This is a genomic window from Limosilactobacillus gastricus DSM 16045 (assembly GCF_001434365.1).
Lineage (GTDB): Bacteria > Bacillota > Bacilli > Lactobacillales > Lactobacillaceae > Limosilactobacillus > Limosilactobacillus gastricus.
This window is the reverse complement of record NZ_AZFN01000012.1, coordinates 47,323-73,372: the sequence shown is the minus strand read 5'-3', so window position 1 is coordinate 73,372 and position 26,050 is coordinate 47,323. Positions and strand designations below refer to the sequence as shown.

Genomic DNA, 26,050 nt, shown 5'->3' with positions numbered 1-26,050 from the left:
ATCTGTCCAACTTAGGGGGTTCACTTCTGACTGAGCTTTTTAATTACAATTTCAACGCCTTATCACCAATGTCTCGACGATAGAAGCATTCTGGTTCATCAAGTTTCCCTAAATATTGGTAAACCTGATGTTGAGCTTCTTCTAGCGTAGCCGATTTACCAATCACCATCAGCAAGCGCCCACCAGTCCCAACTAAATGGTCTAGGCTACCGCCAACATTAGCAAAGTCAATTTCGATTCCAGCCTGCTTAGGAAATGGTCCGATCGCTTGACCATGCACCGGATTAACTGGGTATCCAGCTGATGCTAACACAACCCCGAGAACGGCATCATTAGTTTCTTCTACTTCTGGCATGGCTTGATCATTCACACACGTATCAACCAGATCAAATAAATCCGTCGCCAAACGTGGCAAGATGACTTGCGTTTCAGGATCCCCTAAGCGGACATTATATTCAATAACTTTCGGGCCGTCTGCCGTTAACATCAAGCCAATATACAAGATCCCATGGTAATGATAATTACCAGCTACCAGTCCTTGAACGGTTGGAACTACCACTTCATCAACCATCCGTTGCCGATCCTTAGCGCTCAATTGAGGAAGTGGGCTATAAGCCCCCATTCCACCGGTATTCGGACCCTTATCACCATCGTTAGCCCGTTTATGGTCTTGGGCCATCGGTAGGATCCGATATTCACCGTCTTGAATCATCACGAACATAGAATATTCAGGACCGATCAGACATTCTTCCAGCACTAAACGACTGTCTGGAGTCTTCAAAATCTCCCGAATTGTCAATTCCGCCGTGGCTTGATCCTCGGCAATCACAACACCTTTGCCACCAGCCAAGCCATTATCCTTTATGACCACTGGAAAACCAAACTCACTAATCCCGGCTAAGGCCGCCTCTACATCTGCATAGGCCTGGTGCTTTGCCGTTGGCACACCGGCTTGATTCATAAAATCAAGGGCATATTCTTTAGACCCTTCTAATTGTGCCGACCGTTGGTTAGGGCCAAAAATCTTCAAACCGGCCGCCTGAAAGGCATCCACCACTCCGGCACACAAGGCGTCTTCGGGACCAACAAAGGTCCAGGCAACTTGATGACTTTTGGCAAAGTCAATTAAAGCAGGAAAGTCGAGTTCTTCAATTGCAACTGGCTCGACCCCCACCGTTGGCATTCCCACGTTCCCTGGCGCACAGAAAACGTGATCAACGTGATTGCTTTGCTTTAATTTTTTTGCAATCGCAAATTCACGTCCGCCGGAGCCAATTACTAATACATTTACTGGTTCCATCAGCAAGCAACCTCCTCTTAGTGACGGAAATGACGAACGCCAGAGAAGACCATCGCAATTCCTAATTCATTTGCTTTATCAATTGATTCTTGATCACGGACCGAGCCACCCGGTTGCACAATGGCTTTAATACCATGTTCACCAGCATATGCTACACAATCGTCAAATGGGAAGAAGGCGTCACTAGCCATGACCGTCCGATCATCAATAGCATCGCCAGCATGTTCCACGGCAATTCGTAATGAATCAATCCGGTTAGGTTGACCTTCACCCACCCCAAGGGTCCGTTCATTATTTGCGACCACAATGGCGTTAGATTTGGCATGCTTAACGGCCTTCCAAGCAAAGGCCATACTCTTTAATTGTTCGGCCGTCGGCTTAGCCTTCGTAACGACTTCCCATCCGGTTGGTTCTTCAGCCAAGACATCTTGTTCTTGGACTAACAAACCACCCATAACCGAAACGGTTTCATGTCCCATCGCTTCGTCTTTAGCGTCAAAGTTGACTTGTAACAAGCGAATGTTCTTCTTCTTGGCAAGGACTTCATAAGCATCGTCATCAAAACTTGGGGCAACGATAATTTCCAAGAAGATCTTCCGCATCTTTTCGGCCGTGGCTAAATCGACAGGTCGGTTAACGGCAATTACGCCCCCAAAGATGGACACTGGATCCGCTTCATAAGCTCGATCCCAAGCAAGTTCAAGTTCTTCAGCTGTCCCAATTCCACATGGATTCATGTGTTTCATGGCGACTACCGTTGGTTCATCAAATTCCCGAACACAACGGAGGGCTTCATCAGCATCCTTAATGTTGTTGTATGAAAGTTGCTTCCCGTGCAATTGCTTAGCTTCCAAAATGGAGAATTGCTTAGGCATGGTATCCTCATACAACCAAGCCTTTTGGTGACTATTTTCACCATACCGCATCGTTTCTTTAAGATCGTAAGTCAAAGTTAACTTTTCGGGATCTTCGAGGCCAACTTGTTCGGTTAGGTATTGTGAAATCAAGGCATCATAGGCAGCCGTATGACGGAAAGCCTTTGCTGCTAACTTAAAGCGCGTTTCTAAGGTCGTGTCCCCATCATTTTTAATCTCTGTTAATACTTGATCGTAATCAGCTTGATCAACCACAATCGTTACACTTTGGTAGTTTTTGGCAGCTGAACGGACCATACTTGGACCACCAATATCAATGTTCTCAATGGCATCCGCTAATTCAACTCCTGGTTTGGAGATGGTTTCTTTAAAAGGATACAAGTTAACACAAACTAGATCAATTGGGGTAATTTGGTGTTCCTTTAAAGTTGCCATGTGTTCTGGTAGATCCCGCCGGGCGAGTAAACCACCATGAACATAAGGGTTTAAAGTCTTCACCCGACCATCGAGCATCTCCGGGAAATGGGTTACATCTTCAATTCCAATGGTTGGAATTCCCGCATCATCTAATTGTTTCTTCGTACCCCCAGTCGAGACAATTTCGTAACCATTAGCTACTAACCCTTGGACAAAGGGAACTAAATTGGTCTTATCTGAGACACTTACTAAAGCCCGTTTCATCTTATCCTTGCTCCTTTTTTGTTAAATCTGTTAACACTGCTTTTAAAACCTGTGGATATAACTGATGTTCAACCTCATGGACCCGACTTTCCAAACTATCAAGGGTGTCATCAGCCAAAATCGGTACATGCCGTTGGGCAATAATTGGCCCCGAATCGAGTCCGGCATCGATATAATGAACCGTTACCCCCGTCTGATCACGATGACCCGCAAAGGCCCGTTCAATCGAATGCAAGCCTGGATATTCTGGTAACCAGGCTGGATGAAGGTTAACAATCCGATGATCATAATGATCTAAAATTGTTGGTCCCACTACCCGCATATAACCAGCTAAGGCAATAAAATCAATTTGGTAGTCTTGCAAGACTTTTAAGATCCGTTCTTCATAAGCTTGCTTGCCACCGCATTCCTTAACCGTGAAGGTTTCCACTGGTACCTTAAATCGGTGAGCCCGTTCAACCACTTTGGCATCCGGATGATCACAAAACATTAAGACTAAGTCGCCAGGAATCGTCTGATCTTGAAATTGCTTGGCCAGCACTTCAAAATTCGTCCCATTACCTGACGCAAATATTGCTACTCGCATCTCTTACCTCACTTAATGACAATCTTGGCCTCGTCTTCAGGTCGTACCTTCAATTCTCCAATAATGTATGATTCCTCATCGAGGCTACGTAATTGATTTTGCACCTTCGTTACTTGATCTGGATGCACTGCCAAGACCATTCCAATTCCCATATTAAAGGTTTCAAAACAATCGTGTAATGGCAATTCCCCTAATTCCCGTAAGTAGTTAAAGACTGGTAATTGAGGCCAAGTACTGGAATCAACGACGGCCTGCAAGTCATCGCCAAACATCCGTGGCAGATTTTCGACTAAGCCACCTCCGGTAATATGACTGACCCCGGTGATGAGGTGTTGTTTAATCAATGGCAACACGAAAGGCACATAAATTCGCGTTGGTTGTAAAATGGCTTCCCCAACGCTTTGCCCCGCTAAGGTTGCGGGTTGATCACTTAAAGCAACTTGATGATCCTTAAATAAGATTTGGCGAACTAGGGAGAACCCATTTGAATGAATTCCACTAGAAGCCAGCCCAATCAGAATATCCCCAGCAGCTGGATTGTCACTCGTTAATAAATCATCTTTATCAACCACACCGGTGACGGTCCCTGCTAAATCATATTCTTCAAAGGAATACATATCTGGCATCTCGGCCGTTTCACCACCAATTAGAGCCGCACCGGCTTGCCGACAACCTTCAGCCACGCCACTGACAATGGCGGCCATTTTTTTCGGATCATTATGACCAGTCGCAATATAATCAAGGAAGTAAAGTGGTTCGGCTCCCTGAGCAAGGACGTCATTAACACACATTGCAACCACATCAATCCCAATTGTGTCATGCTTGTCCATCTCTTGGGCAATTAATAACTTGGTCCCGACACCATCCGTTCCAGACACTAAGATGGGGTGTTGAACCTTCAAGGACCCCAAATCAAATAAACCACCAAAAGCGCCGATTCCACCCATGACACCGGGACGATCCGTGCTTTTGACATCTTGTTTAATCCGATCTACTAATTCGTAACCGGCATTTACGTCGACCCCGGCCTCTTGATAACGATTCATCAGATTAATTCCTTTCGTTCTTGTTCACTCAAAGATTTACGATAACCTTCTTCGTAATCATACAAAGGGGTTGGATAATCACCATTAAAGTAAGCAACCGTCAAACCACCATATGGCGCATCGCCTGCATCGGGCATATCAATCGCTTTAATTAAGCCCGGTACGCTAAGGAAGTTCAGAGAATCGGCCCCAATAATTTGACACATTTCTTCGACTGAATAATGCGCCGCCATTAATTCGGCTCGGGTCGAAACGTCAATTCCATAAAAACAGGGGAACTTAAACGGCGGAGAAGCAATTACCATATGAATTTCTTTGGCTCCAGCTCGCCGTAGCATTTGTATCAGTTGTTTGGAAGTCGTGCCGCGGACAATCGAGTCATCCACCACGATCACCCGCTTGCCTTCTACCACCCCACGTACCGCAGCTAATTTCATCTGCACACTCCGTTCACGGAGTTCCTGAGTGGGTTGAATAAAGGTTCGCGCGACATACTGACTCTTCACCAAGCCCATTTCATAGGGTAAGCCAATTTCCTCGGCATAACCGGAGGCTGCCGAAAGTGATGAATTAGGAACCCCAATGACAATGTCACCATCAATTGGGTGTTCTTGGGCCAATAACTTCCCCATTCGTTTGCGGGCCGTATGAACCGTCACGCCATGAATAATCGAATCAGGACGGGCAAAATAGATATATTCCATGGAACAAACAGCAAGTTGCGTATCTTCCGTGTAGTGATCCTCATGCAAACCATCTTGATCGATGATCAACAATTCACCTGGCTGAACATCTCGGATAAATTTAGCGCCGACAATGTCCAATGCACAGGTTTCACTAGTAACGACATAGGCTCCGTTATCCATTTGGCCAATACATAGCGGCCGAAAGCCATTAGGATCCAAGGCAGCGATTAAGCGATCTTTTTGTAATAAGAGAAAGGCAAAGCCACCCTTAACCCGATTCAAACTCTTCTTTAAAGCTGGAATGAAACCATCTTCTTTGATGTAGTGCCGAATTAAATGAATCAAAATTTCTGTATCGGAATCCGATTGAAAAACGGCTCCCTCATCTTCCAATTCCCGCTTCAGACTAACAGCATTCACTAAATTACCATTATGAGCTAATGCCGTATCCCCGTCATGAAAGCGGAACAAAAAGGGTTGCACATTTTCGACGGAATTACGACCAGCCGTCCCATAGCGAACATGGCCAATCGCCCGATCCCCTTGAAGGAGATCCAATTCCGCTGGATCTGCAAAAACCTTGGATAATAAGCCCCGGTCCCGGTGTTGGAAAAGACGTTCATGATTAGAAGTGACAATTCCGGCCCCTTCTTGGCCCCGGTGTTGCAGGGCATGTAACCCCATATAGGTTAGCTGACTAGCGTGGTCGGCACCAAAAACACCGAAAACACCACACTCTTCATTTAGTCCTTTGATTTCAGCAGGCATGGAATGGCCTCCTTCCAAGTAGTCTGCAAATCAGCCACGGAAACATTCATATCACCGTCAGCTGTGCGTGTATCTAACCAGTGAGTATTGGTGACTTCACCCACTAATTGGGCATCATCGCCTAGATCGTCTTCAAAAGCATCTTGCTGGTCTGGCGACACGGTTACGATGAAGCGACCCGGGGTTTCACTAAAGAGTTGCGCATTCGTTAAGTGGGTTAAGTTAAGTTCAAATCCCAAATCAGTATCAAACAAGGCTTCACTTAAGGCCACACCTAGTCCCCCTTCACTGAGGTCATGGGCACTTGCAACATGTCCAGCTTGCATGGCAGCTAATAAATTCATCATCATTTGATGACTCGCTTCAAGATCAAAATTATTCAATACCCCGTCAATATCACCTTGGAGCATCTTTTGTAATTCAGATCCGGCGTAATCATCACCGGTTTGACCTAATAAGTAAACCAAATCACCGGCTTGTTGGGCTTGCATCGGAATAACATGGTCTAGATCCTTGATCAGGCCAACCATCCCTACCATTGGAGTTGGATGAATAGCTTTGCCGTTATTTTCATTATATAAAGAAACGTTCCCGGAAATGACTGGGGTATCAAAGACCCGGCAAGCTTCCGCCATCCCCGCCGTTGATTGATGTAATTCCCAGAAAATTTCTGGATCGTTAGGATTTCCATAATTTAGACAGTCAGTAATGGCTAATGGTTGTGCGCCACTAGCAATGACATTAGCGGCCGCTTCGACGAGGGCAATCTGGCCACCCACCTTAGGACTTAAGTAAACGAACCGACCATTTCCATCGGTGGTCATGGCGAGTCCCTTCTTCGTCCCGCGAACGCGGATTACTCCCGCATCACTTCCGGGACCGACGACCGTTGAAGTCCGTACTTGGGAATCATATTGTTGATAGAGCGATGACTTGTCAGCAATGGTCGTTTGCCCTAACAGGTCCTTTAAAGTAGTTGCCGGGTCATCAATTACTGGTTGCCAAGCAGGAGCTTGTTCCGCAGCAGTGATCCGCTGGGGCTTAGCTTCTTCACTTGGTTCTTCTAAGACATCATCAGTCAAAGTCGAAACTGGAATATCACACACTTTTTCGCCATCATGATAAAGAACATAGTCATGACCTTCTGTAATCCGCCCAATCACCACGGCTTCTAAATCATAGAAGTCAAAGATTTGCTTAACATCTTCTTCGTGCCCTTGTTTAACACACAGTAACATCCGTTCTTGGGATTCACTCAGCATGATTTCATAAGCTGACATGTTAGGTTCACGTTGGGGAACTAGATCGAGGTTTAATTCAACTCCACTCTCACCTTCAGAAACCATTTCGGCACTCGAAGATACGATTCCAGCGGCTCCCATGTCTTGAATCCCGATTAACCAATCGGCATGCTGTTGAATCAATTCCAAACAAGCTTCCATCAATAGCTTTTCCATAAAAGGATCCCCGACTTGAACCGCCGAGCGTTGGGTCGCATTCTCACCGCTAAATTCTGCCGAAGCAAAGGTTGCCCCGTGGATTCCATCACGCCCTGTCTTAGCGCCGACATACATCACCGCATTACCAACCCCAGCAGCCACACCGGCTTGAATGTCTTTTTGATCCATCAAACCAACGCTCATGGCATTGACTAAGACATTCCCAGAATAGCAAGGATCAAAGGTGGTTTCCCCAGCTACGGTAGGGATCCCCATACAGTTTCCGTAGTCACCGATTCCCTTAACGACTCCAGTTAATTTCATTTGGTTGGAAACCTGATCTAATTCACCAAAATGCAAGGAATCCAGAGATGCAATGGGACGAGCCCCCATGCTAAAGATGTCCCGTAAGATACCTCCGACCCCTGTGGCAGCCCCTTGATATGGTTCAACTGTTGAAGGGTGGTTATGACTTTCAGCTTTAAAAACTACCGCTTGACCGTCATCAATATCAACAACTCCCGCTCCTTCGCCGGGCCCTTGCAAAACGCGGGCATTCTTGTTCGGGAATTGACGTAAGACTGGCTTGGATTTCTTGTAGGAACAATGTTCACTCCACATAGCGGAGAAAAGTCCCGTTTCAGTGAAGTTTGGTAACCGGTGTAAAAGATGGTCACAAATATAATTGTATTCGTGTTCCGTCAAGCTCCAATCCAAGTATGGTTTTTGTTGCTTGATTTCTTCTGGTGTCATTGCTTGCTGCATCTCTTAAGCCTCCGCGTGAACTGATCCATTTTCTAAAAGTGATGTAAAGACACGTAAGCCGTCCGTATTCCCAAGAATAGCTTCTACGGCCCGTTCTGGATGTGGCATCATCCCTAAGACGTTACCACGTTCATTACAAATTCCGGCAATGTTACGTAAACTTCCATTGGGATTTTCTTCTGCATACCGGAACACAACTTGATTATTCTCTTCCAATTTATCTAAAGTTTCTTCATCGGCATAATAAGAACCATCAGCATGGGCAATCGGTAAGACAATCCGTTCATGAGCTTCATACTGAGTGGTGAACACCGTTCGGTTGTTAACTACTTCTAACGGAACTGATTTGCAGATAAATTGTTGACTATCGTTCTTCTTTAAAGCTCCTGGTAACAGGCCAGCTTCCGTTAGAATTTGGAAACCATTACAAGTCCCAAAGACAGGCTTACCATCATCTGCCATTTGCTTAACAGCGCCCATAATATTAGAAAAACGAGCAATCGCTCCTGAACGTAAGTAGTCCCCATAGGAGAAACCACCCGGCAACATTACTGCATCATAACCAGCTAGGCTACTTTCTTTGTGGGTCACATAATCAACATCCGCCCCACAAACCGTATGCAAGGCTTCATATAAATCAATATCACAGTTGGATCCCGGAAAGACCACTACGGCAATCTTCATGAATTAACCCTCCCGCACTTCGTAGGTATACGTTTCCATATTAAAGTTGACTAGTAGTTCTTCGGCAATTGCCTTAACTGACGCTTCAACCGCGTCGCCCGTAGCATTAATTTGGACGTCAAAAAACTTACCGACAGTGACATCGGCAACCTCATCATGACCTAAGGCATGAATTGAATTCTTGATAGTCTCTCCTTGGGGATCAAAAACTGATGGCTTGTAAGTAACATAGATCCGTACGTTGGTCATAATTATTTCTCCTCTAAAGCAGTTTGAATACGCGCTAATACTCGATCATAAGTTTCGGTAAGATCGGCTAATTGACGCCGAAAAACGTCTTTATCCATGTGGGCGTTCGTCTTCAAATCCCACAAGCGACAATTATCTGGTGAAAATTCATCGGCTAAAATAATCGTGCCATCTGGTAATTTACCAAACTCTAACTTGAAATCGACTAGTTTCATGCCAGCCTTTTCAAAGAGGGCTTTCAAAAGTTCGTTAATTTCCCGACACATGGCCCACATTTGTTCTTGTTCGGCAAAAGTGGCGATTCCTAACGCATTAGCAGACGAAGCATTAATAAAAGGATCATCCAAGGGATCACTCTTATAAAAAGTTTCTTCAACCGCAGGCTTTAAGTCGGCGCCCTCATCTAAACCATAACGACTAGCAAAGTGCCCCGCCACCACATTCCGGGTGACGAATTCTAAGGGAACCATCTCACACTTTTTCACTAGATCTTCGGTCGGTGAAATAGTTTCCAATAAATGAGTCGTAATTCCATGATCCTTTAAATAATGGAAAACTAAATTGGAAATTGCATGAGCAGCATGTCCTTTACCAGCAAAATGTTCCTTTTCTTTCCCATTAAAAGCGGTGGCTTGATCTAAATATACGACCCGCAATACTTCTGGATCATCGGTTGACCACATTTCCTTAGCCTTTCCGGCATATAACAACTCACTCATCGGTTATCTCCTTTTGGTTAAATCCGAACTTTGATACGACTAAAATAGCGTTTATTCGTTATTCATACATAGAATAACAATCACCATAGTAAAGGTCAACTGATCTCAAAACATTTAATTGACTTTTGATCTTTATTGTTCGTGTTTTGATTGTGATTTAATCGTCCCCAGATAAAAAGGGTTTGGCAAGCTGCCAAACCCTTAACTTTATTAAGATCTATCTTTAACTACTTTAATCTAGACCAACGCGATGGAAAATTTCGTCAACATTACGTAAGTGCCAGTGGTAATCAAAGGCTTCATCTAATTTTTCCTTTGATAATTGCTTTTGAATAGTTGGATCGGCTTCTAGCAAAGGCCGGAATGGGATTTGTTCAGCCCAACACTTAGCAGTGTAAGGTTGAATTAAATCATAAGCCGCTTCCCGACTCAAGCCGCTTTCCACTAACTTCAACAGAACCCGGCCACTGTAAATCAAACCTAAGGTCTTATCCATGTTCCGCTTCATCGTTTCAGGGAAGACATCTAGATTCTTCAAAATATTGCCCATCCGGTGAAGCATGTAATCAAGACCAATCGTGGTATCTGGCAAGATCACCCGTTCGGCACTGGAGTGTGAAATATCACGTTCGTGCCAAAGGGCATCATTTTCGTACGCCGTCACCACGTGCCCACGCAATAAACGAGCCATCCCGGTCATATTTTCTGAACCGATCGGATTCCGCTTGTGTGGCATCGCGGAAGAACCTTTTTGGCCCTTAGCAAAGTGTTCTTCAACTTCATGAATTTCGGTCCGTTGTAAAGCCCGAATTTCGGTAGCAATATTTTCAATGCTGGTAGCACAAAGTGCCATGGCAGCAATGTATTCGGCATGGAGGTCCCTTGGTAAGACTTGCGTCGAAATCTCTTGCGAATGCAGGCCTAGTTTTTTACAGACAGCATCTTGGATGAAAGGATCAACTTCGGCAAAAGTCCCAACGGCCCCGCTAATCTTACCCGCTTCAACCCCTTTAGCAGCGTGTTCAAAGCGTTCTTGATCCCGCTTTAATTCCGCATACCAACGGGCAAACTTCAGACCAAAAGTCGTTGGTTCCGCATGAATCCCATGCGTCCGACCCATGCAAACCGTGTCCTTAAATTCAAGGGCTCGCTTGGCTAGAATATCGATAAAGTCTTGTAAATCTTGACGTAAGATATCATTAGCTTGTTTTAATTGGTAACCTTGCGCCGTATCAACCACATCAGTACTCGTCAAACCGTAATGTACCCACTTCTTTTCATCCCCCAAGGATTCCGAAACTGTCCGGGTGAAAGCAATCACGTCGTGGTGGGTAACGGCTTCGATTTCATTGATTCGGTCAACACTAAATTTAGCATTTTGCTTAATCTTTTCAACATCTTCTGCCGGAATATGACCTGCTTCGGCCCAAGCTTCATCGACCGCGATTTCCACCGCTAGCCAACAATTGTATTTGTTTTCATCCGTCCAAATGGCACCCATTTCTGGGCGAGTATAACGATCAATCATAAATTAGTTCTCCTATTGTTCTTCTGCTTGCCAAACTTTGGTATCCGCAATTTCAGCAAGGGTGGTTTCTAAATCATCTGTCAAAATTGTGACGTGCCCCATTTTACGGTTCTCACGTGATTCTGCTTTTCCATAATCATGAAAATGCCAATTTGACTTTTGAGAAATCAGTGCTTGAACTGGTTTGACGTGTTGTCCTAACACATTGACCATAATGGCTGGTTTTAATAAGGTAACTTCTGGTAATGGCCAGTTCAAAATGGCCCGGTTATGCATGGCGAATTGTGAAAAATCACAGGCCTCTATGGAATAATGACCAGAATTATGGGGACGAGGTGCCAGCTCATTAATATAAATGTCGCCATCCCGTTTAACGAACATTTCCACCCCTAAGATACCTTTCAAATCCAACTGTTCCGCAATTTGAACGGCCATTTGACGCGCTCGATCCTGTAATTGAGGGCTGATCCGTGCTGGGACAATCGTCTTATGAAGAATCTCATTGTGATGAATATTTTCGGCGACTGGGAAAGTTACAACCTCACCATCCGTATTACGGGCTACCATCACGGAGCATTCCAAGTCAAAATCAACCCAGCCTTCTAAGATACAACTCCCGGCTGCTAAAACGGCCTGAGCAGCTGACAAATCCGCTGCACTTTTAAGTACGGCTTGCCCATGACCATCATAACCACCTTGGGCGGTCTTTAAAACGGCAGGATACCCAATTGAAGCCAAGGCCTTTTCTAAATCAGCTTCACTTTCCACTTCCATGAAGGGAGCGGTTTGAACTTTGGCAACCCGCAAAAAGCGTTTTTCACGTAAGCGATCCTTCGTAATCCGCAACAATTCCGTCCCTTGGGGAATTGCTACTTGATCAGCGACTTTTTCTAAAGCAGCTAAATCCACATTCTCAAATTCATAAGTTAAGACATCGGACCGATGTGCTAATTCTTCAATGGCGGAAAAATCATCATAGTCCGCGACGATTTGATGGTCAGCCACTTGACCAGCTGGACATGCCGGTGTGGGATCTAGAATCACGACTTGCATCCCATTCTCTTTGGCATCCAAGGCCATCATTTGCCCTAACTGACCACCGCCAATGATGCCAATCGTACTACCCGGTAATAACATCTTAGCCAAGATCTGCCTCGCTTTCGACCGCTTGGTCATGCATCTTTTGCCGATATTCCACAATTTGGTTTTGAATTGCTGGGTCACTAGTTCCTAAAATCTGCAAAGCTAGCAAAGCGGCATTTTTGGCTCCTGCCGCCCCAATGGCCGTTGTGGCAACCGGAATTCCGGCTGGCATTTGAACAATTGATAATAAAGAATCCATGCCACCTAGGGCACTAGTCTTGGCCGGAATCCCAATGACTGGTAACGGGGTATTGGCCGCCACCATTCCTGGCAAGTGCGCTGCACCCCCAGCACAAGCAATGATCACCTTAGTCCCATTAGCAACCGCACTTTTAGCAAAGGCGAACATTTCGTCTGGCATTCGATGAGCTGATACCACATGCTTATCATAGTCAACGCCAAATTCATCCAGAATATCACAAGCTAATTTAACGGTGGGCCAGTCGGATGTACTACCCATCACAACACTAATTTGACTCATTTTATTGCCTCCTCAAAATCTGTTTTCAGAATACCAAACAATCCCCCTAAATTCAAGAACGATTGATTCTTATTTACTTTTAATGTTCGGAAAACAAAAGAAGCTAACCAGTGAGCTAGCTTCTTACCTTGTAATCTTATTTTTCTAATTGTTGATACTGTTCATCAGACACAGCTTCTAACCATTCATTGGATGGGTTTTCTCCCGGAATTCCAAAGGCTAAGTGGGAGAACCAAGAATCAGCTGCGGCCCCATGCCAATGCTTAACACCAGCGGGGATTTCAATCACCGTTCCCGGAGTCATTTCTACCGGGTCCTTCCCCCATTCTTGGTACCAGCCGCGTCCACCAACGCAGATTAGAGCCTGGCCACCCCCTTTATCCGCATGGTGAATATGCCAATTGTTTCGGCAACCGGGTTCAAAAGTAACATTATGGATTGGGAAAGGATCTTCACAAACGGAAGCTAAGTAACTTTGGCCAACAAAGTATTTAGCATAAGCATCGTTAGGATTCCCGATCGGGAAGAACAGTGATTTTTGATAAGCATCCCGGGCTTGATCACTCGTACTAGCTTCATCCTCATCCCAGACATCCTTTGCTAAATTAAAAACTGCCCACGCTACGGGCCAACCAGCATAAAAAGCCGCATGTGTAATAATTGCCGCAATTTCACGCTTGGTTACCCCATTTTTCTTAGCCGTTTGCAAATGAAATTTGAGGGAATCATCTACTAACCCCCGTCCCATAAAGACTGAGATAACGATAATACTCCGGGTTTTAAGATCAATATCTTGGTTATTCCAATTTTCACCAAACAAAACATCATCATTGAAGTGTGCGAATTCCGGTGCAAAATCACCTAAGCGGTCTCGTCCAGCGGTTTGTACAATTTTAGCCATTTTCAGATCCTCCATTTGTTTGTTTTCCTTAATATACACCCATTTTTATTTCAATGTAATTAAAAAAGGATCACCACGGATCCTTTCATTTAGAATAAACCAGTAATCGTTCCCTCTTCGTCAATGGTCATCTTAACCGCTGCGGGAGTCTTTGAAAGACCTGGCATGGTTAACATATTCCCTGACAAAGCAACTACGAAACCAGCCCCTAATTTGGGTACAAATTCCCGAATGTGGAAGACAAAATCAGTTGGCGCACCTAATTGAGTTTGATCATCCGTAAAGGAATATTGGGTCTTAGCAATACATACAGGCATGTCATTCCAGCCACGGTCAGCGAATTGTTTTAATTGGTTCTTCGCTTTCTTGCTAAATTCAACCCGGGCGGCCCCATAAACTTTCGTCGCGATGGTAGTCACTTTTTCTTCAATCGTTTGATCCAGCGAGTAGAGATGGTGAAAATCAGCTGGTTGATCTGCCAAGCGGACCACTTCTTCAGCTAGATCTAAGGTACCTTCACCGCCCTTCGCCCAGGCATCGGCTGTCACAACATTAACCCCTAGCGATTGGCAATTTTCGGTAATCATCGCTAATTCCGCATCCGTATCAGATACAAAATGGTTAATGGCAACAACCATTGGTACGCCAAAGCGTTGAACGTTTTGAATATGACGGTTCAAGTTCTTCAGACCATTTTGTAAAGCATCTAAATCTTCATTTTGCAGATCAGCTAATTGTGCCCCACCGTTGTACTTCAAAGCCCGCACAGTTGCCACGACCACCACGGCGTCTGGATGCTTATCCAAAGCCCGCGTCTTAATGTCCATGAACTTTTCAGCCCCTAAGTCAGCCCCAAAGCCGGCTTCCATTACGGTATAGTCAGCCAGTTGTAGGGCTGTCTTCGTAGCGAGCACACTGTTACATCCATGGGCGATATTAGCGAATGGTCCTCCATGCACAATGGCTGGAGTGTGAGCTAAAGTCTGAACTAAGTTTGGCTTAATGGCATCCTTTAAAAGAATCGTGATGGCATCCGCAAAACCTAATTGTTCCACCGTTACCGGTTCTTTTTGGTAGGTGTAACCAACCACAATTTGGTTGACCCGCCGCTTGAGATCCATTAAATCAGTCGACAAACACAAAATTGCCATCAATTCTGAAGCTGGCGTAATATCAAAACCAGTTTCACGTGGAACGCCTTGCATAAGGCCACCTAAACCAGTTACTACATTCCGAAGGGCCCGATCATTAACGTCCTCAACCCGTTTCCAGATAATCCGCCGTGGATCAAGGCCAAGGGCATTATCCCGCATAATATAATTATCAATCAAGGCTGCTAAAGTATTATTAGCACTCGTGAGGGCATGAAAATCCCCCGTGAAGTGTAAGTTAATATCCTCCATTGGGACTACTTGGCTGTAACCACCCCCAGTAGCACCCCCCTTAACACCAAATACCGGTCCCATCGATGGTTCCCGCATGGCAATAATCGTTTGGTGATTTAACTTCGCTAGAGCATCTCCCAAACCAACTAGAATGGTTGATTTACCTTCGCCCGCTGGAGTTGGATTAATAGAAGTAACCAAGACCAACCTATGTTTTTTGTCCGGTGTTTCCTTAACTGGCAAATTTATCTTGGCCTTATACTTTCCGTATTGTTCAATATCATCGGCACTTAAACCAATTGAGGCAGCAATTTCGCTAATTGGTTGCATTTTAGCTTGACTAGCAATTTCTAAATCCGTTGGCATGATTTTCTCCTTTTCACGAACATTATCAGCTACGTTTTATTTACAAGTTAATAATATACGAACTTATCGCTTTTGTAAATTGATTTTGTTGGTTTTTGATTTAGTAAAGGACTTCACCCCTAAAATATCGAGGAAGAAGGTAAATATTGGCACCCCGACAATTAGGCCCCAAACGCCAAAGAAATGTTCACCAACCAAAAGCACGACGAAGGTATAAAAAATTGGTAGTTGGGTCCGCGAAGCCATGAATTTCGGATTTAAGACATAAGCTTCAATTACGTGAATTACCGCAATCATAATTAGAATGTAAATAATGTACTTGATCCCACCAGTGCTATAACCAACCATACACAATGGAATGAGGGAAATAATAACCCCAGCCACCGGCACTAATGAGAAGGCAAAGACCATTACTGACAAGGCAACAATCTGTGGCATTTGCATTACGATTAAGCAAACCGTCGTAATAACAGTATTGGTGATAGCGATAAAGAATTGGGCCTCAAGGACGACCCCAAAAGTATTTACAAACTTCTGACCAAAGTAATATAGGTCCCGGAAGAACCAACCGGCCACATTACTATCCAAAAAGGAGCGAGAAAAGCCATTCATTTGTTTCAATTCAATGGAATAGAAGAAACTTAAAATCACGGCCATGACAAAGGAGAAACTAAAGGTCCCCACACTAGTTAAAGTACTAATCCCAATCGTGACCCAGTGACGAAGCTGGGTAGTAATGGTCGACATGCTGACATAACGGGTAATATATTGGGTAAACCAAGTCATATCATTACTTTGCGAAAAATTAATCACGTAATCGACCATCCGAACGATTTGGTTAATGAGGATCGGCATATACTTGGTCAGCCCAACATAGGCCAAGAAAATAATAATCGCATAAGTAACAACGGCGGTAATGGCCGTTGGTAATTTGGGTAACCACCGCTGAACTAACCGTAACCAATGAACGATTAAATAAGTAAAAATAAAGGTCAATAAAATTTCCGTCATAACGGCCCGAACATACCATAATACAAAGATAATGGCGACCAATACTACGGTCCGTCGTAAGATTGTGTTATTGATAAATCGTTGCCAAGAACTTTCCATCTGTTTCCTCCAATGTTTGATTACTGCTATCTTAACAAAATCGCTTTATCCCTGCACCATATTAATTACATCACTATTTGAGAAGGTGTATACTAAGATAAATATTTAATTTATATTTGAGGGACATTTATGTTAGAGAAAACTTTTTATAAGCAATTACTTAGTCGGTCTTTTAATGGTTTAACCGTCAAAGTTATTTATTGGGATGGCCGGTCAGCAATTTACGGTGACGGCGAACCGGAAGTTACGATTAAATTCAATGAAAAGATTAGTATCCGCGAAATCACCAAAAACGCTTCGATTACCCTAGGTGAAGCCATTATGGATAAGAAAATCGAAGTCGATGGTAGTCTGCAAAAGCTTATCTTCGCGGCTTACAACAGTGCCGACAGCTTTATGCGTAGCTCCAAATATCGGCGCTTCTTACCCAAGCAACGTGGTCATAGTGAACAACAAAGTAAAAATGATGTACAAAGTCACTACGATGTTGGGAATGATTTCTATCAAATTTGGTTAGATCCAACCATGACCTATTCCTGTGCCTACTTCACTGACAACAATGTCGATAACGATTTAGAGCAAGCCCAAATTGATAAAGTTCATCATATTTTAAAGAAGCTTGATCCTCAACCCGGCAAAGCCTTACTCGATATTGGATGTGGCTGGGGAACCTTAATGCTGACTGCGGCACGTGAATACGGTCTTAAGGTTACCGGGGTAACTTTAAGTGAAGAGCAATTTAAACATGTGCAACGGACGATCGATGAAGAGCACTTAGCTGACGTTGCCGAAGTCCACTTGATTGATTACCGTGAACTCGGTGATCAGCAATGGGATTACATCACTTCCGTGGGGATGTTTGAACACGTCGGGAAGGAAAACTTAGGCCTTTACTTCCAAGATGTAGCTCGTTATCTCAAAGATGATGGAGTCGCCTTAATCCACGGGATCACTCGGCAACAGGGAGGGGCCTACAACGGCTGGATCGATAAATATATCTTCCCTGGTGGTTACATCGCTGGTCTAACTGAATTAATCGGTCATATCGAAGATGCCCACTTACAAATCGCCGACATGGAAATGCTGCGGCGTCATTACCAACGAACCCTAGAAATCTGGGATCGCAACTTTAATGAGTATCGCGGTGAAATCACCGATATGATGGGCGAACGCTTTGTGCTCATGTGGGATCTATATCTCCAAGCCTGCGCCGCTTCCTTTGAATCTGGTAATATTGACGTCATTCAATACCTAATCACCAAGGGAGCGTCTGGAAAGAGTCTCCCAATGACCCGCGATTATATGCATAACTAATTTTTTGACCTCAATTACAACTAGTGTGAGTAAAGAAGGTGGACAGAAATGTTACTTGGTTTCTTATCCCCCTCTTTTTTTGTGTCCATCCAACACTTTTCACCATTGTTGTGGTGTTTTCAGCAAGTTTGCTTAGCTATGATAGGTTTATCGAAACAGCAGCACAGCATTACAGGAGGTTCTTATGCTTATCGATAAAACTATTTCATACTTATTTACTGGCACGCGTTACTTAGTTTGGGGAATGGCTCTCATTGGTATTATCGGCTCGGTAATTTTATTTTGGGTTAATCTGCCCTTAGGACTGTTATCAGCCACTACCTTTGTTGCAAGTTTGGCCCTTGCGATCAGCTTATCCCTGCTCTTAGCACCACGAATACTCACGCCATGGCTATCAATTACTAATCGTCTAACCATCGGGCTTCCCGCCCTCTTAATTGCTTTAGCAGTAATGGGGATGATCTATTATGCTCAAGGTGGTTTTCCGACTTTAAACCTATTGTTCTAGGGATAATAAACAAGTTATAATGGTTGATAAATTACTAAGGAGGTCCAGCTTGAACAATCGAACACGTCTGTTAATCGGGCTCAATCTGATCCTATTGGTCCTCCAATACCCGATCTTTATCAATCGTTTTCTTACTACTCCCTATCTTGTAATCATTTGTATCTTATCTGGCGTCCTTTTTGGAATTGACCTCCTGGCTGGTGGTCTCTTTCTTCGTCAGCTTTATTTACACAACTACTATTTACAACAATTAAAAAAGTATCACCATTTTACTCGTTTAATCACCCTATCTTTTAGCATTGTCATCAATTTAGCATACGTTGCCTTCACTTTTGGACTGGGAATCTTTAATTTAAGCGTCTGGTTTACTACTTTAGCTGTTTATTATTTAGTTCTGGTGATCTCGCGGTTTTATATTGCGGTTCACTTAGCCCAGGACCCTGACCACGGTCATCACAATCTAAGAGGCTATCAAACTATTAGTTACTTAATTCTTTTGATTATTCCAGCCTTTATTGGTTTAATTATTTTGACCTTGAGTCATAAGACCCCGCCGAGAGTTAGCGAGGTTCAAACCATCACCCTTGCAACCTATACCTTTTATAATATCGGTAGTTCAATTATGCGTTATCGCCGTTCATGGCGGGAGCGCAACGCCATCTTAATGGCAGATGCTAATTTGGCTTTGATCATTTCTTTATTATCAATTTTCACTTTACAAACCATCATGTTAAAAACCTACACGGCCACCCACGATTTTTATCAGGCCATTACGATTATTGTCGGAGTAGCCATGCTGACAATTGTTATCATCGTTTGGGTAAGTATGCAGTGGTATTTATATAAACAAAAGCGACTGGGAAGCAAGTAATTTCCCTAGTCGCTTTTTCATTTAACTAATTTTGTCCCGTAATTGTCCGGAAGAAGTCCATGAAAGCATTGAGTTTTGGTAATGACTTTTCTGGATAGAGGGCCACTTTAAGTTTCCCACCATTTAACCCTTGGGCTTGCTGATAAACCGCGTTTGCAACTAGATCACTAGCCTTAACAGGCGCCTTTAATTTATGGCTCTTGGTCTGATAGGCTTTCAATAGTTGGATCTTTGGTTGCTTTAACTTGGTGCCTTTCTTTACCCAAATAGAACTTGCGGACTGGTAGACCAGTTTCACTTTCTTTGACTTCGCATGGGCAACTTTAACCGAATACTTAGCCGTTAACCAATGTGGACTATAGGATCCGAGAACCGTTTCATATAATTTTTGCGTCTGAGTGAAACGATTACTACTATCCGATCCACCCGCATGCATAATCACTGTAATTAACCGATGACCACGGTACTTACCGGTACTTACAAAGCAGTTTCCCGCTTGATCAGAGGTGCCCGTTTTTAAGCCATCGATTTTAACTTGCTGGTTATGATAGGTGAAACCTGTTAAGAGCGAATTCGTATTCTCCACGGTCTGTCCCGCTACTGTCGCACTGGATTGTTGCGTAATCTTTAATAAGTCAGGATACTTCTTAATCACATATTGGGCAATTAACGCCACATCTTCAGCCGACATTTGATTTTCAGCATCCGCTGCAACGCCCTTGGTCTTAAAAGTACCCATTTGTTCATTCGTCAGACCTACCGCGTTATAGATCTTGGCATCTTTTACCCCAATTTTACGAGCCGCTTTGGTCATTTTTTGAGCAAATTCAGCCGTGTTATCACCAGTAGCCCGCGATAAGGTAATCGTGGCTGCATCCGCTGATTTTAAAAGCGCCGCGGTCACTAATTCTTTAACCGTATAAGACTTGCCAGCTTCTAAAGTGATATTGGAATACTCCGTGTTTTCGGATAGTTCCGCTTCGGCTTGCGTTATCTTAAGCTGACTATTCCAGGATAATTTCCCGGCTTTAATTTCTTGCTCAATCACGATCATCGTTAACAACTTGCTCATTGATGCGATTGGCAGACTCTGTTTCGCATTTTGTTGATATAAAATCTGACCCGTAGAAGCATCAATCGCTAGGGCCGCATTAGCATCAATGGTCGCCGCTTTCGCCGTGGTGGCGCCCAGAGGACTCACGACCATGCCCACCACAGCTAAACAGGTAATAAACCATTTAATGAGCTTGCTGATCTTTTGGCTGTTGTAACGGAATGGAAACCGTAAACGTTGTTGCTGATTCATCTGACTTAACCCCCACATGTCCGTGATGTGTTTCAATAATACTTTGTACAATCGCTAATCCCAGTCCAGTCCCGCCTGTTTGCTTGGATCGCGATGATTCAACCCGGTAAAAGCGTTCAAATAAATGTTGCACGGATTCTTCTGAAATCGGCACGCCATCATTAGCGACAGTAATATCAACTTGATCGTCCTTGACTCGTGTCGCAATCCGCACATAAGTCGAACCATCGCCATATTTCAGGGCATTAGAAACTAAATTACTGAAAACCCGACCGATTTTATCCGGGACCACTTCGACCATCAAAGGACTTTGAGCAAAATCCGTTTGCATCTGAATCCCATGCTTTTCAGCTTCCAATTCAAAACTAGCACTGACTTGTTCCAATAATTGGGTAAGATCGACTTCCACAAACTTTGGCTTTTCCGCATTAAACTGTACTTTGGTGTACTCAAAGAGGTCATCGACCATCGATTTCATTTGTTGAGCTTTATTATAAGCAATATTGGCAAATTGCACGATTTCCTCTTCGCTCCGGTATTGATGATTCTCAATTAAGCCTAAATAACCAATGATACTCGTTAAGGGCGTCCGTAAATCATGACTGACATTGGTAATTAATTCGTCCTTTGATTTTTCAATCTCGCGCTCTTCTTTCATAGAGCGAACCGTACTATCAACTAAGGCATTGACACTGGTAATCACATGCTGCTGAACTCCCTTCACACTGAAGGGAATCCGATGGTCTAGGTGCCCTTGCGCAATATAATGTAATTCACTGATAATGTGATCCATTTGGTATTGGTGATATCGCCTTACCATCCGCCACCAGAGAATCACGAAATCCGCTACTAACATTAAAATTACTAAAATTTGTTGGGCCCCCACAATCCGCATCCGAATCGGCCCCACTGCGACCGATTGTTGCATCACAAAGAAACCCAGGTTAACTCCAGGTTGATTGACCATCAAAATTTGTAAAATTGTTAGGACTGCTAAATTCAATAGGCCCAATAAGATGATGGTTAGAATTCCTTCTAAAATGAGCGAACTTTTTTCCCGTCGTGTTAGTTTTAACATGTCATTACCCTTTATCTAAATTTCGTTATTTAACTAAAATTAGCTTCCAGAAGAAGATCAACCTCCGGAAGCCAATTTACGACCTATTCGACTATCTTAGTGTGCTGACACCTTATAGCCAACACCCCAAACTGTTTCGATCACTTTTTCGCCACCGGTTGCTTCTTCAATTTTATCACGCAAGTGGCTAACATGAACCATTACCGTTTTCGCCGAAACTACGCTTTCTTGTTTCCAAACGCGTTCAAAAATATCATCCGCACTGAAAACCCGGTTCGGGTGACTGGCCAGTAAATATAAGATCCCGAATTCTAAAGCAGTTAATTGAATTTGGTCACCCTTTAAAGTTTTTACTTCATGCGAGTCCTGATTGATTTCAAGTGGTCCCGCATGCAACACATCCGGTTGGTCATTAGTCACTTCATGTTCACTCCGCCGTAACAGGGAGTTCACCCGAGCCATCACTTCTAATGGGTTAAAGGGTTTCGTGACATAATCATCAGCTCCCGATACCAGACCATGAATCTTATCCATATCAGCCGTTTTAGCGGACAAGACTAAAATCGGCACGGACGAATCCTTCCGGACCTGCTTAATAACTTCCATTCCATCCATTTCTGGCATCATTAAATCAAGGATAATTAAGCCAATTTCATGATCAGTATTTAACTTGGAAAGGGCTTCTTTCCCATCAAAAGCCGTTACTGGTTCGTATCCTTCATTGCGGATATAAATTTCTAACAACTGAACGATTTCACGATCGTCATCGACTACTAAAATTTTCACGGTCTAACCCCTTTCAATCGCACTAATATTCTTCATTATAACGTTTCTGTTCTTATTTAGCTCGAGATTAAACGAGGTTTTAGAAAAACTTGAAAATTTAGCTTATAGCCAGCCCTTTTGATGCGCCAAGTTAACGGCATCCAGGCGCGATGAAGTCCCAGTTTTGCTTAAAATGGCGGAAATATAATTCCGGATGGTGCCCTCTGAGAGATACAATTGGGTAGCTAATTCCTTAGTCGTCGCCGTTTTTTCTAAAGCCTGTAATACCTCCAGTTCACGTTTTGATAAGGGGTTGTCCACCTCATGTAGGACGCCGGCCACTAATTGGGGATCAAAGACCACATTCCCCTGCATGATGGAACGAATGGCACTAATTAACGAATCGCTGGGACTATCTTTTAATAAGTAGCCATTTACGCGGGCTTTGATTGCCGTTTGAAAATAATTGGAGCGGGCAAAAGTCGTTAATATCACAATTTTAATTGGTAAATCCTGCTGGCGAATTGTTTGGGCCACCACCAAGCCGGATTGTTTAGGCATTTCAATATCTAAAATTACCACATCTGGTTGAAGATTTTTTATCTCTGTGCAGGCTTGTTCGCCATCAGTGGCCGTCCCAACCACCGTAAAATCAGGCTCCAATTCGAGAATCATTTTTAAGGCTGAATTTAGCATGGTTTGATCTTCAGCTAAATAAATTTTAATCATCTGATGCTCCTTTCGGAATTTGAACTGTTATCACCAAACCACCTTGATTTTCAAAATCCACCTGACCCCCTACTGCTTCTACTCGCTGCTTGATGCCAGCTAGTCCAAAGGTCTGCTGGCTCGTGGTACGGAGACCAATCCCATCATCTTGATAAGTCATTTGATATAGTGAATCATCTGAAAAAGTAATTGTCACATGCCGAGCCTGACTGTGCCGGATCACATTTGTAGTTGCCTCTTGCATCACCTTAATGATGACTGATCCAATCTCTTGAGGCCATTGAGCTACTAAATCATCCCCCCTAACCGCAAAGTCGATTTGCACCATCGGTAATTGTTCCTGAATTTTTGCCAGTGCCACCATTAGATTGGGAGTCGTTAAACCGCTCACAATTTGGCGGATTAAAGTCAGATTATCCCGAGCTGTCTGGGCTACATCACGCATTTCTTGTTTGGCTTTTTCCGGATCATGATCAACAATTTTTTCAGCTAAGTCTGCTTTCACTGCTAGTAGAGAAAAAGCTTGACCCACATTATCGTGTAAATCCGCCGCAATCCGTTGCCGTTCATTGTCACGGACTTGGTTAGCTTGGCCCAATAACTGATTTCGAGTTGCCAACTGCCGCTGGCGACGTTGCGATCGGATCATAGAGCGACTAACCAACGGCGCAATTAAGGAAAAGATCGCCCCCACCCAAGAATCCGGCCGGATTAATGACGGATCAATTAGCCAAGTCATCAGGATGGCTAAGCTAACTGCCAAATATAAGACAGTCAATTGACGGTAGAAGGTATCTTCCAGATTGAGCAAGGCTCCGATTAAAAAAGATGGGAAAATAAACAGATATAGATATGAATAGGCAATGGCAAAGTAAAAACAGATGATAAGCTGGACATAAATATTCCAAGTCACATATGGCTTTTTGAGCCAGAAGCTGTCCCGATAAATATTGATAAACAGCAATAAAATCAAATTACTAATCATCATTTGATAATTAAAGCCACCAGCATTAGTAACCACAAAAGCCGGGACCATCCATACTAACCAATAATATGGAGCGATCCCGAGCCGAGCTGGAAAAGATAAATGTTGTTGATAAAAATTTTTCATATGGTAGTCTCCCTGACTCCCCAGAATCGATTTACCAACATCATGACAAAGATTAATCCAAATGTCCAGATTAGAATACTGATCAATTGTCCGCTGGCGAAATGATTATTTAGGGCCTCCTTGGTCATTGTCTGAATGGCATAGGTCGGCATTAACTCGCCAATTTTTTGTAGCCAAAGGGGCATTTCGGTGATTGGCCACCATAAACCCGAGATCATCGCCATAGGAAAAACCAAGAGATTCGCCATTCCTGCTGAGGCACTATTATCACCCACGAGAGAACAAATGATCCCTAGCAAAACTAATGGCAGACAGGTTAAGGGCATGGCTAACAACAAGTAACTAATTTCAAAGCCAGTCAATTTAATTCCCGAAGCTAAAAGGCCCACCAAGAGCACCAAGGATGCACTAACCACATTTAAGAGCCAAAAAACAAGGCCCATGGACGCATAATAATATCCTTTAGAACGTTCTGATAAAGTCACAAAAGTTAGCAATCCTTGGGTCCGATCAGTAGTTAAATTGTTGGCAACCGTGATAACTGAACCTAAAAGATTGGCATAAATGATCATGGAAATCAAAAAGTCCTTGGACCAACTGCCTTGGTTCGTCATCGGCATAGCCCTCGTAAACAGCAAATAAAAGATAATGGGCATTAAAACATCAAAGAAGACAAAGCGTTTGTTACGGAGAATAATGCGTTTAAGATTGATCCAAGTTTGACTAAAAAACTTATTCATGATGCTCCTCCTTTTGATCGCCTGTCATTTGCACAAATAAAGTTTCCAAACTGTCATCACTAATATTTAGACCTTGTATCTGGTCATGATATTGATCAATAAAACGATAGACTGGTGCCATGTCATTGGCAGTAAAAGTTATTTTGGTGCCGGTAATCGTTAAATTACTAATTCCTGGCAGTTGGCGAAGCTTTTCAGCCGGCAGGTCACTTACAAAGGACACCGTGGTCGTCCGGTGTTGCGCTCGTAATTGAGCCATCGTTCCATCAAACTGAATCAAGCCCTGATGCAAAATTAATAAACGATCGGCATAATCCTCAATTTCTTGGAGATAGTGGTTTGTAATCACAAAAGATTTGCCTTGGTCCCGTAAGGTATGAACCAGCTGCCAAAACTCCCGTCGACTGTTCACATCCATCCCCACCGTTGGCTCATCTAAAAAGATGAGTTTGGGATTGCCGGTCAGCGCCAATGCAAAGGATAAGCGTTGCCGTTGCCCACCTGACAACTGACTAACCTTGGTTTTTTGAAAAGCTTGTAAGCCCGATAGAGATACCAACTCTTGATAGGCCAGTGGTTGGCTAAAATAGTCTTGCGTGAACTGAATCATTTCGGCTACTGTAACCCGTGGAATCACCATACTTCGTTGACTCATCACACCAAATTGGGCCCGATCAATTTTAGCTTGCCCAAAATACGTGATTTTACCCTGATCAGCCGGTAATAATTGATTAATGATCTTGATTAAGGTTGATTTCCCAGCTCCATTTTGACCGATAATTCCCACGATTTCACCTTGGTCAATTTGAAAGGAAATATCTTTTAGTACCCTTCGTCCATTAAAGGACTTCTGGACATGGTCTACTGTTAAAATTGTCATAATAATCACCTTTTCTTTCTGGGATTATTATAGAAA

Annotated in this window: 25 protein-coding genes; 3 read left to right on the top strand and 22 right to left on the bottom strand. The window is 43.6% G+C overall.

What is annotated here, in order from left to right; genetic code table 11:
* Nucleotides 1–43: 43 nt before the first annotated feature.
* From purD to FC60_RS05285, 15 genes are all read right to left on the bottom strand, one after another.
* Nucleotides 44–1,303 (bottom strand): phosphoribosylamine--glycine ligase, encoded by a 1,260-nt coding sequence (gene purD / locus FC60_RS05355; protein WP_056937413.1) that lies wholly within the window; start codon nt 1,301–1,303, stop codon nt 44–46.
* A 14-nt stretch (nt 1,304–1,317) separates the two neighbouring features.
* Entirely contained in the window at nt 1,318–2,856 is a 1,539-nt protein-coding gene (gene purH / locus FC60_RS05350) for a bifunctional phosphoribosylaminoimidazolecarboxamide formyltransferase/IMP cyclohydrolase (protein ID WP_056937410.1), read from the bottom strand.
* A 1-nt stretch (nt 2,857) separates the two neighbouring features.
* The gene (gene purN / locus FC60_RS05345; RefSeq protein WP_056937409.1) at nt 2,858–3,442 is read right to left on the bottom strand and encodes a phosphoribosylglycinamide formyltransferase; all 585 of its coding nucleotides are present in this window, start codon (nt 3,440–3,442) and stop codon (nt 2,858–2,860) included.
* 8 nt (nt 3,443–3,450) lie between these two features.
* Nucleotides 3,451–4,488, bottom strand: coding sequence for a phosphoribosylformylglycinamidine cyclo-ligase (gene purM, locus FC60_RS05340; RefSeq protein ID WP_056937408.1), 1,038 nt, complete (start codon nt 4,486–4,488; stop codon nt 3,451–3,453).
* The gene (purF, locus tag FC60_RS05335; RefSeq protein ID WP_056937407.1) at nt 4,488–5,942 is read right to left on the bottom strand and encodes an amidophosphoribosyltransferase; all 1,455 of its coding nucleotides are present in this window, start codon (nt 5,940–5,942) and stop codon (nt 4,488–4,490) included. Before purF ends, purM begins: the two co-directional genes overlap by 1 nt.
* Nucleotides 5,918–8,146 (bottom strand): phosphoribosylformylglycinamidine synthase subunit PurL, encoded by a 2,229-nt coding sequence (gene purL / locus FC60_RS05330; RefSeq protein WP_056937406.1) that lies wholly within the window; start codon nt 8,144–8,146, stop codon nt 5,918–5,920. The genes purF and purL overlap by 25 nt, the downstream gene beginning before the upstream one ends.
* Before the next feature lie 3 nt (nt 8,147–8,149).
* Nucleotides 8,150–8,830, bottom strand: coding sequence for a phosphoribosylformylglycinamidine synthase subunit PurQ (gene purQ, locus FC60_RS05325; RefSeq protein ID WP_056937405.1), 681 nt, complete (start codon nt 8,828–8,830; stop codon nt 8,150–8,152).
* 3 nt (nt 8,831–8,833) lie between these two features.
* Nucleotides 8,834–9,079 carry a phosphoribosylformylglycinamidine synthase subunit PurS gene (gene purS, locus FC60_RS05320; RefSeq protein ID WP_056937404.1) on the bottom strand — a complete coding sequence of 82 codons (246 nt, stop codon included), beginning with the start codon at nt 9,077–9,079 and terminating at the stop codon, nt 8,834–8,836.
* 2 nt (nt 9,080–9,081) lie between these two features.
* Complete coding sequence (purC, locus tag FC60_RS05315) at nt 9,082–9,798, bottom strand: phosphoribosylaminoimidazolesuccinocarboxamide synthase (RefSeq protein ID WP_056937403.1); 717 nt, start codon at nt 9,796–9,798, stop codon at nt 9,082–9,084.
* A gap of 232 nt (nt 9,799–10,030) precedes the next feature.
* Entirely contained in the window at nt 10,031–11,326 is a 1,296-nt protein-coding gene (gene purB, locus FC60_RS05310) for an adenylosuccinate lyase (protein ID WP_056937402.1), read from the bottom strand.
* Between the two features lie 12 nt (nt 11,327–11,338).
* Complete coding sequence (gene purK / locus FC60_RS05305) at nt 11,339–12,502, bottom strand: 5-(carboxyamino)imidazole ribonucleotide synthase (protein ID WP_056937401.1); 1,164 nt, start codon at nt 12,500–12,502, stop codon at nt 11,339–11,341.
* Nucleotides 12,465–12,950, bottom strand: a complete 486-nt coding sequence (gene purE, locus FC60_RS05300; protein ID WP_007122414.1) for a 5-(carboxyamino)imidazole ribonucleotide mutase — start codon at nt 12,948–12,950, stop codon at nt 12,465–12,467. Before purE ends, purK begins: the two co-directional genes overlap by 38 nt.
* 136 nt (nt 12,951–13,086) lie before the next feature.
* A complete protein-coding gene (locus FC60_RS05295; protein WP_056937400.1) occupies nt 13,087–13,851 on the bottom strand; it encodes a carboxymuconolactone decarboxylase family protein in 765 nt (254 codons plus the stop codon).
* An 89-nt stretch (nt 13,852–13,940) separates the two neighbouring features.
* A complete protein-coding gene (locus FC60_RS05290; RefSeq protein ID WP_056937399.1) occupies nt 13,941–15,602 on the bottom strand; it encodes a formate--tetrahydrofolate ligase in 1,662 nt (553 codons plus the stop codon).
* Between the two features lie 63 nt (nt 15,603–15,665).
* Nucleotides 15,666–16,712: an AI-2E family transporter gene (locus FC60_RS05285; protein ID WP_056937398.1), complete on the bottom strand. Its 1,047-nt coding sequence runs from the start codon at nt 16,710–16,712 to the stop codon at nt 15,666–15,668.
* Between the two features lie 129 nt (nt 16,713–16,841).
* On the opposite strand from FC60_RS05285, the gene FC60_RS05280 reads away from it, so the two are divergent.
* The 3 genes from FC60_RS05280 (at nt 16,842) to FC60_RS05270 (ending at nt 19,405) form a co-directional block, all read left to right on the top strand.
* Nucleotides 16,842–18,026: an SAM-dependent methyltransferase gene (locus tag FC60_RS05280; protein WP_056937397.1), complete on the top strand. Its 1,185-nt coding sequence runs from the start codon at nt 16,842–16,844 to the stop codon at nt 18,024–18,026.
* A 184-nt stretch (nt 18,027–18,210) separates the two neighbouring features.
* Nucleotides 18,211–18,534 (top strand): hypothetical protein, encoded by a 324-nt coding sequence (locus tag FC60_RS05275; protein ID WP_056937396.1) that lies wholly within the window; start codon nt 18,211–18,213, stop codon nt 18,532–18,534.
* A gap of 49 nt (nt 18,535–18,583) precedes the next feature.
* Nucleotides 18,584–19,405, top strand: coding sequence for a hypothetical protein (locus tag FC60_RS05270; RefSeq protein WP_056937395.1), 822 nt, complete (start codon nt 18,584–18,586; stop codon nt 19,403–19,405).
* A 25-nt stretch (nt 19,406–19,430) separates the two neighbouring features.
* On the opposite strand, the gene FC60_RS05265 is transcribed toward FC60_RS05270, so the two are convergent.
* The 7 genes from FC60_RS05265 to FC60_RS05235 form a co-directional block, all read right to left on the bottom strand.
* Nucleotides 19,431–20,711, bottom strand: coding sequence for a D-alanyl-D-alanine carboxypeptidase family protein (locus tag FC60_RS05265; RefSeq protein WP_235806078.1), 1,281 nt, complete (start codon nt 20,709–20,711; stop codon nt 19,431–19,433).
* A complete protein-coding gene (locus tag FC60_RS05260; RefSeq protein WP_056937394.1) occupies nt 20,644–21,789 on the bottom strand; it encodes a sensor histidine kinase in 1,146 nt (381 codons plus the stop codon). Before FC60_RS05260 ends, FC60_RS05265 begins: the two co-directional genes overlap by 68 nt.
* Before the next feature lie 96 nt (nt 21,790–21,885).
* Complete coding sequence (gene croR, locus FC60_RS05255) at nt 21,886–22,575, bottom strand: response regulator transcription factor CroR (RefSeq protein ID WP_056937393.1); 690 nt, start codon at nt 22,573–22,575, stop codon at nt 21,886–21,888.
* A 102-nt stretch (nt 22,576–22,677) separates the two neighbouring features.
* Nucleotides 22,678–23,283: a response regulator transcription factor gene (locus FC60_RS05250; RefSeq protein WP_056937392.1), complete on the bottom strand. Its 606-nt coding sequence runs from the start codon at nt 23,281–23,283 to the stop codon at nt 22,678–22,680.
* Entirely contained in the window at nt 23,276–24,394 is a 1,119-nt protein-coding gene (locus FC60_RS05245; protein WP_056937391.1) for a sensor histidine kinase, read from the bottom strand. Before FC60_RS05245 ends, FC60_RS05250 begins: the two co-directional genes overlap by 8 nt.
* A complete protein-coding gene (locus FC60_RS05240) occupies nt 24,391–25,134 on the bottom strand; it encodes an ABC transporter permease (protein ID WP_056937390.1) in 744 nt (247 codons plus the stop codon). The genes FC60_RS05245 and FC60_RS05240 overlap by 4 nt, the downstream gene beginning before the upstream one ends.
* Complete coding sequence (locus FC60_RS05235; protein WP_056937389.1) at nt 25,127–26,014, bottom strand: ABC transporter ATP-binding protein; 888 nt, start codon at nt 26,012–26,014, stop codon at nt 25,127–25,129. The genes FC60_RS05240 and FC60_RS05235 overlap by 8 nt, the downstream gene beginning before the upstream one ends.
* Nucleotides 26,015–26,050: the final 36 nt, after the last annotated feature.